The 12,756-nt window shown below is 58.2% G+C and carries 15 protein-coding genes and 1 tRNA gene; 10 read left to right on the plus strand and 6 right to left on the minus strand.

Going from position 1 to position 12,756, the window contains the following annotated elements; genetic code table 11:
* Nucleotides 1–115: 115 nt before the first annotated feature.
* From VW35_RS02150 to VW35_RS02175, 6 genes are all read left to right on the plus strand, one after another.
* Complete coding sequence (locus VW35_RS02150) at nucleotides 116–667, plus strand: polysaccharide biosynthesis/export family protein (protein ID WP_046141342.1); 552 nt, start codon at nucleotides 116–118, stop codon at nucleotides 665–667.
* 5 nt (nucleotides 668–672) lie between these two features.
* Entirely contained in the window at nucleotides 673–1,800 is a 1,128-nt protein-coding gene (locus tag VW35_RS02155) for a glycosyltransferase family 4 protein (RefSeq protein ID WP_046141343.1), read from the plus strand.
* Nucleotides 1,801–1,877: 77 nt separating this feature from the next.
* Nucleotides 1,878–3,401, plus strand: a complete 1,524-nt coding sequence (locus VW35_RS02160; RefSeq protein WP_046141344.1) for an undecaprenyl-phosphate glucose phosphotransferase — start codon at nucleotides 1,878–1,880, stop codon at nucleotides 3,399–3,401.
* A complete protein-coding gene (locus VW35_RS02165) occupies nucleotides 3,398–4,678 on the plus strand; it encodes an O-antigen ligase family protein (RefSeq protein WP_046141345.1) in 1,281 nt (426 codons plus the stop codon). Before VW35_RS02160 ends, VW35_RS02165 begins: the two co-directional genes overlap by 4 nt.
* 86 nt (nucleotides 4,679–4,764) lie before the next feature.
* A tRNA-Pro gene (locus tag VW35_RS02170) sits at nucleotides 4,765–4,841 on the plus strand.
* A gap of 153 nt (nucleotides 4,842–4,994) precedes the next feature.
* Nucleotides 4,995–5,222 carry a hypothetical protein gene (locus VW35_RS02175; protein WP_152662432.1) on the plus strand — a complete coding sequence of 76 codons (228 nt, stop codon included), beginning with the start codon at nucleotides 4,995–4,997 and terminating at the stop codon, nucleotides 5,220–5,222.
* Nucleotides 5,223–5,344: 122 nt separating this feature from the next.
* Here VW35_RS02175 and VW35_RS21840 read toward each other — a convergent pair whose 3' ends face one another.
* A complete protein-coding gene (locus VW35_RS21840; RefSeq protein WP_152662433.1) occupies nucleotides 5,345–5,578 on the minus strand; it encodes a hypothetical protein in 234 nt (77 codons plus the stop codon).
* Nucleotides 5,579–5,621: 43 nt separating this feature from the next.
* Here VW35_RS21840 and VW35_RS02180 point away from each other — a divergent pair, with 43 nt between their 5' ends.
* The 3 genes from VW35_RS02180 (at nucleotide 5,622) to VW35_RS02190 (ending at nucleotide 7,718) form a co-directional block, all read left to right on the plus strand.
* Complete coding sequence (locus VW35_RS02180; protein WP_046141347.1) at nucleotides 5,622–5,951, plus strand: hypothetical protein; 330 nt, start codon at nucleotides 5,622–5,624, stop codon at nucleotides 5,949–5,951.
* Nucleotides 5,951–6,634: an SOS response-associated peptidase gene (locus tag VW35_RS02185; protein ID WP_046141348.1), complete on the plus strand. Its 684-nt coding sequence runs from the start codon at nucleotides 5,951–5,953 to the stop codon at nucleotides 6,632–6,634. The genes VW35_RS02180 and VW35_RS02185 overlap by 1 nt, the downstream gene beginning before the upstream one ends.
* Nucleotides 6,635–6,950: 316 nt before the next feature.
* Nucleotides 6,951–7,718, plus strand: coding sequence for a KilA-N domain-containing protein (locus tag VW35_RS02190; RefSeq protein WP_046141349.1), 768 nt, complete (start codon nucleotides 6,951–6,953; stop codon nucleotides 7,716–7,718).
* A 47-nt stretch (nucleotides 7,719–7,765) separates the two neighbouring features.
* On the opposite strand, the gene VW35_RS02195 is transcribed toward VW35_RS02190, so the two are convergent.
* From VW35_RS02195 to VW35_RS02210, 4 genes are read right to left on the minus strand one after another with little or no spacing between them, the layout of a single operon-like run.
* Nucleotides 7,766–8,251: a hypothetical protein gene (locus VW35_RS02195; RefSeq protein WP_046141350.1), complete on the minus strand. Its 486-nt coding sequence runs from the start codon at nucleotides 8,249–8,251 to the stop codon at nucleotides 7,766–7,768.
* Nucleotides 8,248–8,526, minus strand: coding sequence for a hypothetical protein (locus tag VW35_RS02200; RefSeq protein ID WP_046141351.1), 279 nt, complete (start codon nucleotides 8,524–8,526; stop codon nucleotides 8,248–8,250). The genes VW35_RS02195 and VW35_RS02200 overlap by 4 nt, the downstream gene beginning before the upstream one ends.
* 27 nt (nucleotides 8,527–8,553) lie before the next feature.
* A complete protein-coding gene (locus VW35_RS02205; RefSeq protein ID WP_046141352.1) occupies nucleotides 8,554–8,907 on the minus strand; it encodes a hypothetical protein in 354 nt (117 codons plus the stop codon).
* Nucleotides 8,908–8,910: 3 nt separating this feature from the next.
* Nucleotides 8,911–9,711 carry a phage tail tip lysozyme gene (locus tag VW35_RS02210; RefSeq protein ID WP_152662434.1) on the minus strand — a complete coding sequence of 267 codons (801 nt, stop codon included), beginning with the start codon at nucleotides 9,709–9,711 and terminating at the stop codon, nucleotides 8,911–8,913.
* A 687-nt stretch (nucleotides 9,712–10,398) separates the two neighbouring features.
* Here VW35_RS02210 and VW35_RS21460 point away from each other — a divergent pair.
* Nucleotides 10,399–11,310 (plus strand): hypothetical protein, encoded by a 912-nt coding sequence (locus VW35_RS21460; RefSeq protein WP_046141354.1) that lies wholly within the window; start codon nucleotides 10,399–10,401, stop codon nucleotides 11,308–11,310.
* A gap of 18 nt (nucleotides 11,311–11,328) precedes the next feature.
* On the opposite strand, the gene VW35_RS02225 is transcribed toward VW35_RS21460, so the two are convergent.
* Nucleotides 11,329–12,624: a hypothetical protein gene (locus VW35_RS02225; RefSeq protein WP_046141355.1), complete on the minus strand. Its 1,296-nt coding sequence runs from the start codon at nucleotides 12,622–12,624 to the stop codon at nucleotides 11,329–11,331.
* Nucleotides 12,625–12,756 lie beyond the last annotated feature (132 nt).

A 12,756-nucleotide genomic window follows, 5' to 3' on the forward strand; every position in this document is an offset into this window, starting at 1 on the left:
CGTAGTCAAAATTCAGTTAACCCCATCAGGATACTGCAGCAAGTGATCGCGCCATAAGCAAAATCTTAACCATAACAGCGAAACACTGAGGGCCACTCAAACGCGCGGATCAAACATGCGCTGGCTGCCCATTCTCGCTCTGACACTGATGGTGCCTCTTGCAGGCTGCGCCACGACGCGCCCTGCTTCCTATTTCGTGGAACCAACAGGACCCTATACGCTCGACACCGGCGATCTGGTGCGCGTCACCGTCTATGGTGACCAGGAGTTGAGCAATACCTATCGCGTTGCCGATAGCGGCGCGATCGCCTTCCCGCTCGTCGGTCAGGTGCAGGTGCGCGGGCAGACAACTGCCGCCGCGGCCTCCCGCCTTGCCGGTGCGCTCGCCAATGGCTATCTGCGCAACCCCAATGTTGCGGTAGAAGTGGCCGAATACCGGCCGTTCTTCATCCAGGGCGCGGTACGGACCTCGGGGCAGTTCTCCTATGTGCCCTATATGACGGTACGCGCTGCCATCAGCACAGCCGGCGGCTATACGGACACGGCAGATCGCGGCCAGGTGACGGTCTATCGCCGTCAGGGCAACGAAATGGTCCGGGGCAGTGTCGACCTCGACTTCCCGATCTATCCCGGCGACACCGTGGTCGTTTCCGAACGCTGGTTCTGACCGGCATGGACAGACCCCTGCGCATCCTGCAGGTGATGCGGGCTCCCGTCGGGGGGCTCTTTCGCCATGTCGCAGATCTGACGCGGGCGCTGAGCAAGAAAGGCCATAGCGTTGGCCTCGTCGTCGATTCCCTGGCGAGCGACGCGCAGACCGAACAACGGCTGGCAGCGCTCGCCGAATTTGCCGAGCTCGGCATTCACCCCATGCCGATGCCGCGGGTGCTCGGCAAAGGCGACCTGACGACGCCGCTTGCCGTGCGCAAGCTTGCCGGATCGCTTTCCATCGACATTCTACACGGCCACGGCGCGAAAGGCGGATTCTACGTCAGGCTCGCGCATTTGGGACGCAGGCGGCCTTCGGCCCTCTACACACCCCATGGCGGCGTCCTCCATTTTTCGCCCAGCTCGCGAAGCGGGCAGCTCTTTCACTGGCTTGAACGAAAGCTCCTGAGCCAGACCGGGGCGATCATCTTCGAAAGCGGTTTTGCGCGCGACACCTATAGCCGGTTGATCACCCCGCCTACCTGCCGGACGGAGATCATCTATAATGGGCTCGGGACGGCAGAATTCGAGCCGATCGCACCAGAGGACAGGTCGGCCGACTTCGTTTTTGTCGGCGAATTGCGCGAACTCAAGGGGATCTTCCCGCTGGTCGAAGCTCTTGCCGGGGTGAAGCGGCACGATGGCCTGCCCGCAAGCCTTGTCATGGCCGGAGACGGTCCGCAAAGGCTGGAGCTGGAAGAGCGGATCTCTGCGCTTGGTCTTGCCGACCGCGTGAAGCTGGTCGGTTCCCAACCGGCACGCGACGTCTTTGCGCAGGGCAAGATCGCGGTGATTCCGTCGCTGGCCGAATCCATGCCCTATGTCGTGCTCGAAGCTACGGCCGCCGGATTGCCGGTCATCACTACCAAGGTCGGCGGCATTCCGGAGATTTTTGCGGGCACGACCGATACGCTGGTGGCGCCGGGGGATGCAGCGGCACTCCGGGCCGCCATGCAATCGGCCATGGACCATCCGGACGCGCTCGAGGCAGAACTCGCCCTGCGGCGAAGGCGGGTGGCAGAGGCGTTTTCGCTCGAAGCGATGGTGGGGCAGATCGAGGCGCTCTATCGCGATGTGTTGGGACAAAGCTAAAAACCCGCTTCACCGAGTTTAAACGCATTGGGGCGCACTATCCGGCCGGGAATTGAGTAACGAGTACCCGGTAGCCGATGTTTCGCGTCGATCCTAAGCAGGCCATTGCGGATCATGCCGCGCGGGAGCCCGAGGGGCTTGCCGAAGCGCGCAGCCTTTCGGCTGCTGCTGCCGAGATCGCCGCGCGTCCTGTCGAACGCACCTATTCCGGCGCCATCATCGTCGGCGTTGCCCAGGCGATGGAAGCCTTCGCGCTGGCCGTGCTCGGCTATGGCATTCACGCGGCCTATGTGCCGAGCGGACAGGAGGGCTTTTATCTCCTCGTCGTCCTCGGCGCAGTGCTCGCCACCAATATCGGGCTCAACCTACTGCGCGCCCATCGGGTCACCACCTATCGCCGTGTCGTCGGGCAGTTCGGCCGCGTGCTGGCGGTGTGGCTTTGCGTGATCATCGTCGCAACGGCGGGGATTTTCTTCTTCAAGGCGGGCGACATGGTTTCGCGCGTCTGGCTCCTCAGCTGGTTCCTTTCGGGCGCCGTGTTCCTCATCCTTTATCGGCTGCTGCTGCGCTTTCTCGTGCTACGCTGGACCGATCTCGGGCGCCTCAAGCGCCGGACGGTGATCGTCGGCGGCGGGCATGACGCGGAAATCCTCATCGAGCAGATCCGCAACGGCGCCGATAAGGACCTCGAACTGCTCGGGCTGTTCGACGACCGCTATGACGCGCGCTCGCCGGATTCGGTGGCAGGCCTCGCCAAGCTCGGCAAGGTCGCGAGCCTGATCGAATTTGCGCGGCTGACGCCGGTCGATCTCGTCATCGTCTCGATGCCGCTTTCGGCCGAAAAGCGCGTGCTCGACATGCTGACCCAGCTTTGGGTTCTGCCCGTCGATATTCGCCTTTCGGCCCATATGAGCAAGCTCAAGTTCACCGACAGGGCCTACTCCTATGTCGGCGGCGTGCCCGTGCTCGACATGGCGGACCGGCCGATCTCGGACTGGAACCTCGTTTTCAAGTGGCTGTTCGACAAGTTCGTCGCCATCACCGCGCTGGTGCTGCTGTCGCCGGTGATGCTGGTGACGGCGATCGCCATCAAGCTCGAGAGCAAGGGGCCGGTGTTCTTCGTGCAGAACCGGCATGGCTTTAATAACCAGCTGATCCGCATCTATAAATTCCGCTCGATGCGGACGGATATGCTCGATGCTGGCGCGACGAAGCTCGTGACCAAGGGCGATCCGCGCGTGACCCGGGTCGGCCGGTTCATTCGGAAGACCTCGATCGACGAGCTGCCGCAGCTTTTCAATGTGCTCCTCGGCGAACTCTCGGTGGTGGGGCCGCGGCCGCATGCGCTACAAGCCAAGGCCGACAACAAGCTCTATTACGAGGCGGTCGAAGGCTATTTCGCCCGCCATCGCGTCAAGCCGGGCATGACCGGATGGGCTCAGATCCATGGCTGGCGCGGGGAAACCGACACGATCGACAAGATCATGCAGCGCGTGAACCACGATCTCTACTATATCGAGAACTGGAGCCTGCTGCTCGATCTATACATCGTGCTGATGACGCCGGTTTCGCTGATCGCCAAGAATGAGAACGCGTATTGACCGTCACCGGCTCATTCGATCCTGCGCTCGCCGGTTCGAGATGGCCCGGCGCCGATTTCATCCGCCAGCGGGCGATGAAACTGCTCGACGGGGTCGTGGCGCTCTGGATTTTTGCCGGCGGCATCGTCCTCATCGAGCCTTCGCCCTATGAGGTGATGTTTCTCCTCGTGCTGCCGGTCGCGATCGTGGCCGGGCTCGGGCTTTATCGTTCGACCTTCGGGCTACTCGCCATCCTGATGTGCTTTACGCCCTTTGCGCTGATTGCGTGCCTGCAAGTGCGGATCGCGCCGCTCAACGACGCGCTGATCTTTACGGCAGTGACGATCTTTTTGCTGCTAACGTCGTATTTCGTCGCCAATTACGTTGCCGAAGCCACCGAGAAGCGGTTCCGCGTCATCATGGGCGCCTATACGGTGATCGCGGTGATCCTCTCGATCATCGGTACCCTCGCCTATCTCCGCATCATGCCCGGCGCGGATTTCTTTCTGCGCTATGATCGTGCCAAGGCAACGTTCAAGGATCCGAACGTTTACGCGCCCTTCCTCGTCTTGCCCGCGATGTTTGCGCTGCAACGTGTCCTGCTGGGACGGGCCTGGCAGGCGGTCTTTGCGGCGGGTGTCTATCTCGTGCTGTTCGTCGGGGTGTTCGTGAGTTTCTCGCGCGGCGGCTGGGGGCATTTTGCAGCTTCCTCGATCATCACGCTGGCGCTGGTTTTCATGCTCGAGTCCAATGCGCGGGATAAGGTGCGCATCCTGATGATGACGCTGATCGGCGCCGGCCTTCTGGTCGTCGCGCTTGGCGGTCTCCTCTCGATGCCGCAGGTGGGGCGCTTTTTCGAGCAGCGGGCGTCTTCGCAGAATTATGACACTGGCGAGACCGGGCGCTTCGGCCGACAGGGCTATGCGCTGGAATTGGCGATAGACCATCCGCTCGGCATCGGGCCGGGCGAATTCAGCCGCATGCGCATCGTCGAGGAGCCGCACAACGTCTATATGTCGGTGCTGCACGTCTACGGCTGGGGCGGCGGGCTGATGTATTACATCCTCGTTGCGCTGACACTCTGGAAAGGGGTCGGCACTGTGCTTCGCCCCTCTCCCTACCGGCTCATGGCGATACCGGTTCTTGCGACGTTTTCGATGGTCGTCGCGGAATCGGCGATCATCGATTCCGACCACTGGCGGCACTTTTACCTGCTGATCGGCCTCATCTGGGGGCTCTCGACCGCCATCCGGAACGACCCGAGAGCGGCGACCTATCGCAACCACATGCTGATCTGACAGGGAAGTTTTCCCTGCAGTTTGATCCTTGGGCGCAAAAATCAGGGTTGCACCAAGACCCCTGTTTGCGTATGTCTCCGCGCAGTCGGGGCGTAGCGCAGCCTGGTAGCGCATTTGTCTGGGGGACAAAGGGTCGTCGGTTCAAATCCGGCCGCTCCGACCATTAAACTCTTTGAATCGAAAGAGTTTTCCGCCTCACCCCTCAGGCGCTCTCCATTAGAACAAACAGAGATTTCCGCACGAATTTGCATCGTGCGGGACAAAGAATCCCACCGAACTCCCACGCGGGGTTCGCGATCTGTTCATGGAGATGAGTATGGCTTGGGCGTGTGAAGCCTGGCTTAGGCCTCTTGCAAACACTGATCTGCATCACGAGCGGTTCGCCAAGGCCATGATGAAGTGTCAGCATGCAGGCGGATTTTGCGCAGCAGACGGATTTTGCCACTTTGACGGAGCTTGCTTCAAAACCGCAGAACCGAAGATTGAAGCCAGAATTGAAAAACTTGAGCGCGAGCTGGCCGAGCTGAAGGCTCTTCGTTCATAGGTGGCAGTCCTGTCGGGATCGCCATTCCATTTTTGGGCCTTTGAAATTGCTCAGCAATCCGGCCCTATTCGTCCCACCTTTTCAGGCCTCCAAAAAGTGGGACACTTCTGTTCGGGAAGAGTTCACCAGGGGGCAGACGGCGGCACAGCCAGCCCAGCGCCTTCAGGCTTGCCCTTGCCGACGCAAACCGGCCGGAATCCATCCCAGCCACAATAGCTCAGCCGGCCTTCGGCGCGAGGCATGCCGAAGCCGGCGTTTGGTGCGCCACACTCCTCGCAATAGTAGACCGGGAATTTATGGGTAGCGTCAGCGCTCGGCGTGATAGCGCCGCTCTCGGATTGGAATTTGGTGGGCATAGTCTCAGGTGGAATCGGTGGCGAGTTGTGCCATTGTCTGACGATGCCCAGAACCTATCAATGGACCACAGATGACGACGAGGTCGCATTCGATGCGATCATGGTCGGCATTGGCGGGACAGATACGACGATGATCGCTGCCGGCCTCAGCTACGTCGAGCCGCAGGCTAATATCTATTGGGCAACGCAGGTTACCGATCGCGGCGTGTTTGCTGCCGGCGAAATGATAGGTTGGCCCGTGGGTGAGGCGCTCGATCGCGCCGAAGAGTTGCGCGCCATGATGGGCGTCCGTCGCGTTGTCATCACGCTGCAGGAGCGCGGCATGTGGCGAGACGAATGGGGTAAGTTGGCCGATACGGAGGGCTATGACTGATGTGCGGGCGCTTCACCAATGAGATGACCTGGGCGGAAATTCACGCCCTTTACAGCATTCACGACGCGCCGCCGGCTAAGACAAACTCGCAACCGCGGTTCAACATCGCGCCAACTCAAGAGGTCGACTTCGTTCACCTCGACAAGGCCGGGAATATGGAGCTCGATCGCGGCCGCTGGTGGCTGGTGCCGTTCTACGCCAAAGAGCTGCCGAAGAACGCGATGTTCAATGCCAGGATCGAAGGCGTCGATACGTCGGGCGCATTCCGTGAAGGCTTTAAGTCGCGCCGCTGCTTGATCCCCGCCGATGGCTACTTCGAGTGGACCAAGAACATGGAGGACGGCGGCAAGGATCCTTGGCTTCTGCAGCTTCCCAATGGTGCGCCGTTCAGCTTTGCCGGCATCTGGGCTCACAACGACAATCTCGGCGTAACGAGCTGCACCATCATCACCGCGCCGGCCGTGCCTGAGATTTCGCGCATTCATAACCGCATGCCGATCATCTTGCCGCCCGAGGCTTACAGCACATGGCTGAATACCGAAATCCAAGGCAAGGACGCAAAGGCCCTTTTGCTCGACGCTCAGATCGATAGCCAGCTCGAATTCCATCGCGTCAGCCGCGAGGTCAATTCCAGCCGCTACGAGGGCACCGACACCAAGAAGCCACTGATCAACTCGCTCTAATAGAACTCGTTTTTCCATAGCCGGATCGTGCGCGTGCCAAGCGCGGTTGAGCAAGCAACCGATGCGTACTGGCGGCAGACGGCGAAGGCTAAGATTCGCGCTTAAAAACCTGACAAAAACAGATTGGTCTGTTGCTAAAACGTTCTGGCTCCTTGACCCAAAACCTGAATCGAAGCCAAATACAAAACGCCCGTCTCCTTGGGGGAGCGGGCGTTTTCTGTAACCGCCTTTTGGGCGACCGTTTTGCAAGTGCACCTTCTATCGAAAATGACGGTGCGGTCAAGTCCAAAAGGCACTGATATATAGGTGTCTTTATATGGCTGAAGTGCCAGATTTAATTGTCCGCGATCAGGTCGTCAGGTTCACCACGGATGGCCTAGCCAGGCTCAACGATGTTTGGGCGGCAGCAGGATCACCCAAGAATCGCCTTCCGGCGGATTGGATGAGGCTGCCATCGACCCGCCGGTTCATTTCCGCGCTGCTCGAAAAGATCACGGGAAAATCCCATAGCTGGTCAGATTCTGAAATAAGATCAGTGCATTACGTCAAGAACGGCATCGGCACCTTTGCTGACGTCCGCATGGCGTTAGCCTATGCAGAGTATCTCGACGCCAAACTGGCAATTGAGGTCCGCGAGGTATTCCTACGGTTCAAATCGGCAGACCCTCTACTTGCTGATGAAGTTTTGAGCCGTGCAAATGCTGAGGCAAATGAATGGGTGGCGCGGCGCGCAATGAGCCGCGTCGTAAGATCGCAGTTTACTAACGAGCTCAATGCACGTGGTGTGAGCAAGGGCATTGAGTATGCCATCTGCACCAACGTCACATATGAACGCGTCTTAGGCGGGCCAGCCAAGGCTCTGAAGGCCGCTCGTCGCCTTCCTGCCAAAGCGAACTTGCGGGATAACCTGAACGTCCGGGAACTGGCATTCATCGCCGCGGCCGAAGCTTTGTCGGTCGAGCGAATGGAAGAGGAAGATAGTCATGGCTTCGTTCAGTGTCATGCCGCGACAAATGCCAGCGCCACTGTGATTGGCCGCGCGATTGCGGCTGACCGTCTTGCGCGGAAAAGTCAGCAGAAATAACACACCCAATCAGCAAAAGCCCTGCCATCCGGTAGGGCTTTTGTCCTTTATGGCGCAGCGATCACTTCCAAATCTTCTGTCTCGACGAGCAGCGTTTTTGAAATCTGCGTCCCCGGCTCCGTCATAAGGAAGCTTAGACGAACGCGGTATCGTCCCGGCGGAAACTGGCATGAATCGAGACCGGCCAGCCGAGAGAGCTGACTATCGACGGTAACTGGCACCCCGCCCTCATAGAGCACGGTTGGGCCGCCGCCAGAGCAGACGACATTGCCTGTAGTGGTTTCCCGCGGCGAGACAGCAACCCGGATCAGCAAGTCGAGTGTGGGAGTGCCAACGAAGCGCAGCTTCGGTTCATCAGGAAGAACGGCGTCACGGACCTGGAAGGAACTGAGCTCGAGCCAGTCGCCGGGCGACGCCTGTTGCATCTCAGCGAATGCCGCAGCCGCCCGCAGGTTCTGAAACCAGTCAGCTCCCGCCATCACGCCAACCGCTAAAGCGCCGCCGACAACGGCCGAGATAATCGTCCGTCTCATTTTGCCACCCCGTGAAGGCCGAGAAAGTCGAGCACCCCAAGCCGCAGGGCGGCCAAGAAAGCCAATGCCCCACCAAAGAACAGGATAACCTGGCGGAGGCTCGCACCCCATCGGCCGAGCGTCTTCCACGCGATCATGAACCTTGCCCATTCCTTCAATACCTCCGCTTCATCGCGGTTGAAGACGACGACATCATCTGCCTTTTCCTCTCCAAGGGCTTCGGCAAGGCGGGCCATTACCTGGCGCTCCGCATCCGTCAGAGTTTCTTTGGTCACTGCGCATAGCCCTTAGAGAGGGGTTGGTTACTTGCCGCGGAGGCGATCCCAGAGCGTCCGTGGCTTTGGCGCCACTGCAGCCTTGGCCTCAATCTCACTGGCTGCTCGGGTGTCGGGCTTGATAGGGATTTGCTTCGCGTCAGCGGTTACAACCTGCGGACGCTTGGTCGAAAGGAAAGACCAGATATAGCCCCAGAGCGCGATGCCGATCGGCACGAGGGCGCCAAGCGTGACTTCCTGCCAGCGGCCAGTGAAAAGCCGCTCAATCGCGTCCTGAGAGGCTGGCGACAGGTTGGAGTAAATCGTCCAGAGGACACCGAAGATGCCGCCCAGTTCGAGCGCGCGACGGGCGAACCAGCCGACAATGACGTTTTGAAACATGGTCTAGAACCTCACAAAGAAAAAGGCCCCCACAAGGAGGGCCAGGAAGATGATTGCGACGATGACGCCGGCGGGCTTGATGCCGCCGGTCTTTGGCGGCGGCAGCGGGTCGACGGGTATGGGCGCAGGCTTTGGATCGGCCGGCGCAGTGCGATCGGCTTCCCATGCTGCCAGCGCGATCTTTGCCCAGCGGATGCGGCTGTCGTAGTGCTTCACGCCTGCGCGAAGAAACGCCTGCTCGAAAGCCTTCACTTTCGCCTCAAGCCCGATAGCAGCTTGGGTCTTGCCAATTGCGGCACCTTCGGTTCCCTCAATGCCTTTGAGTTCGAGGTAGAGCCAGGCGTAGTTGGCCTCGTCGCTGGCAGGGTCTTTGCCGGTGCGCATGCAGTACGCTTCGAACGCGCGGCGCCGCGGGCCGGTCCACTGCATCCACCCCCAACCCCCGCGAGATCCTACGACGGTTGGCTTAATCTCCTGCAAGGCGGTGAAGCCAAGGCTCTCGTGACCGGCGTTGCCGACGATCGCCGCAGCTGCCTGTATTTCGATTGGAAAGTCATCAAGGAGCTTGGCCATTATGCCAGGCGCCTTCGCGCGGAAATTCGCTTCCGCGTTTGCATTGGCCATATCGGCCTCCTGTGATGAAGGAAAAGAAAAGGCCCAGCAGATGCCGGGCCTATTGGGTGGTTGCGTCAGGGGTGCTGACGCACAGATAATGTTGAAATCTTTCGTGCCGAAACGGCAGTCAAGGTGGTAGGGACGAACTGCCGAAAACCGAATACGTTGCAGTAACCGGTGGCGCCGCATACTATATATAGCGTTCAGCAGCGCCTGACCTAAGCAAGTTACCTGAATGATAAACTATTGCGCCACGACCCTTGCCCGGGCCGTAATCGCTTAGTGCTGCGCGGTAAAACGATCACCCACAAAGCCAAGAAAGGCTACATGTGTCTCAAGAATACATCGTTCTTATGGTTCTATACCTGCAGCTCGCTGAAGCTGGCATAGCGCTCCTTCGTCAGCTTCTAGACGAATAAGTTGCAGGCCGAGGCTGCCCGAACAGCCTCGGCCCACCCACAATCGGTGTGAGGGCGTGAGGGCGTCCTCTGCATTTGCAGTGGGCGCTATAAACTGCATAAATGTTCAACTTAATCGGCCAAGCGGAGATCTACACCGTGACTAGTCCATACGATGGTAAATCCTTGAAGGAGTTACTAGCAGAGTACCGAGCATCAGAGAAAACCGGACTGGATCGGTTTACAGTAAAGGGGATTTCCGATGAATTCCGGCAGGCTTTGATAACTGCGTATTTCAACGAGAAACCGTCTAAGTTCGTAGACAGCTATATCGATGCTAATGCCCCAGGCCCCGTATTAATAAACCACCTGGAAGCGTTCTTAGCTGGAGAGCGTTAGAACGTGGGGATTGCCGCCCATTGGGAAGATTCCCGAAAGCTCCTCGATGTGGGAGCCGACTTAACCCAGCAATCTACTGATGCATTACCAAAAACGTCAGGGGGTGCTCTTGGTGAGCCATTTAATCTCCGCCAAAGCCAAGTTAAGGCGAGCTGACACGCATATTGCGGACCTTGACCGAGCACTAGGTGCCTTCTTAGAAACCCGCCCCTTTACAACTAGAAGCGACATTATAGCGAACGTCGGCCAAGTCTGGCGTTTTGTACCCACCGCCATTCCACTGGAGATCGAGTCAATCGTGGCGGACGCCGTCCACAACCTTCGCACGCCTTTAGACAAAATGCTTACGGCCTATGCAGATCATATTGCTGACGTTTCCAGAAAAGGACATCGCCACAAGGGAATTGGGTTTCCGACTGGAGCGAATGTTAACGCTTTTGAGCGATCGCTAGCGGATCAAAAGAAGCACTTTCCAGCTGCGGTCATCGACTTTTTGAAAGATGCCGAACCTTACCGAGGGGGTAAAGGCGCCCTCATCTTCGCCATGCATGACCTGGATATCGGTGAAAAGCATCACCCCCTTTTGATGCCAATCATTTTGGGCAGCCGTAAGAAACAGTTGGGCACGATGAAAACATCGCAGGGGTTCCCGCTAAGGTGGGGTAGCCGAAGTGGGTCCCACATGGTTCCTGCCAGTCATGCCAGACCGGGGCAGTGGGACATGGTAGTTCCCGATGGCGTGTTGAAACCGGTCTATCGTACCGGGCCAAGTGGTGAAAGATTTCTAGAGTTCTCGACCCCATACGACGACATGGAATTTCTGACCACCACACCTGGCACCGTTGTCGACATGGATTTTCAACCCAATCTAAGTGTCGGCTTCTACGACATTCCCGATTTTGAAGGACAGCCAATCGTAGACGTTCTCAAGCTGGCAAGAAGTATGGTCGAGGAAATCCTCGCATCTTTTGAATGTCGCTTCTTAATCTGACTAAGTTCAGGGGCGGTGCTAGGGTGTGGGCACGAGCGCTTGCTTACGGCCTCGGTCTAAACCAGTGAGCAGAAGAAGAACGAGCGCACCAAGGCCAAACGCGGCTGGCGAGAAAGCCTCTTCCTGAAATGCGGCATTCACGATCATCACCACAAATGCAGACGTCAGAAACGCGCGATAAATCGGCCGGAACGGCTCGACGGCTTTGGTGTATCGCTTCCAGACCCAGTAGCAGAGCGGCAAGCAAACAATGCCCAATTGGTAGGCCATGACCCCAATCGCGCTTTCTACGGGGCGTGCTGCGCCTGAGGCGATCGCCTGAGCATTCTTAACCGCCAGTACCTCACCACTTAAGTTTCCGCCAAGCCCTAAACCATGCCCCCACGGCGTGGTCAAAAGCGATTGTAGCCCAGCGATCAGGCCATAAACGTGCACGTCGCTACTATAGAGCCCATACGCGATAACGACCGCAGCATAAGAAAGGCCGAAAAGGTAGGGCGCCGTTCGCCGGAACAGCCCCAGCCGCACCAAATAGACGGTGGCAACGGGCGCTGCAAAAAGTACAAGTGGCCCCTTCGCGGAAATCAGGATCAGGGCGACGAAACATCCGGCAGTGAGGACGTAGCGCCGGAAATAAAACATCGACAGCCCTAGTGTAGCGACTATGTACGCCGTGCTTATTGGATGCACAGAGGGGCCGTAGATATTCGGAACAAAGATGTCCAACCGGAAGGCGCCAGTTAGGTTGAACAAAGAACGTTGGCTGCCAACAATGAAGCTCTCGACATCATCGATCGAGAAGCTACCTGGTCTCTTGAGGGCTTGGAAATCAACCGTGCCAGCAAAAGAGTGATAAATGGCAGGAGCGAGAACCTCGACCAGCAGGAGCGAAAGGACAATGATCGTAAAGACCATCAGAAAGCGCCGAAGGTCTTCCCCGTTTACTCGATCACGCAGATAAAAACCCAAACACACTGAGATCAGAGGAACGGTGAAAAGCCGAAAATACGACGCTGCACTAACAAAGTCTGATCGTGCACCACCGTAAGCTGCGTACACAGCAACAATAAGAACGCCGCCGACAAACAACATGTTGTCCTTCTTCAGGATCTGCATGCTTGCGACCATCAGCATCATGAAGACAAGAGCCATCACGATGTAATTTGCCCCCTGCGCCAACGAGAAATCGCCGGCACGTTCCAACAATGCTGGCGCAAAGATCGAGAGGCTCAGATTTTGAAAAATGATCGCGAAGACGATCAAACCAAGCGTCGGCAAGGGCTTTCCATAGGCGAAGAAAACTGCGGCTGCCAAGACTCCAAAGCCGGCACCTACACCGAAAAGTACGGTGGCGGCTGCGAACGTCGCGATTGTGCCGGCTCCTAGCAATACAGCGAGTAACGTCGCTTCCCGACGCTTTGTGCGCGTCGGGATTGATTGAACGGT

The organism is Devosia soli, from assembly GCF_000970455.1.
In the GTDB taxonomy this organism is placed as follows: Bacteria; Pseudomonadota; Alphaproteobacteria; order Rhizobiales; family Devosiaceae; genus Devosia; species Devosia soli.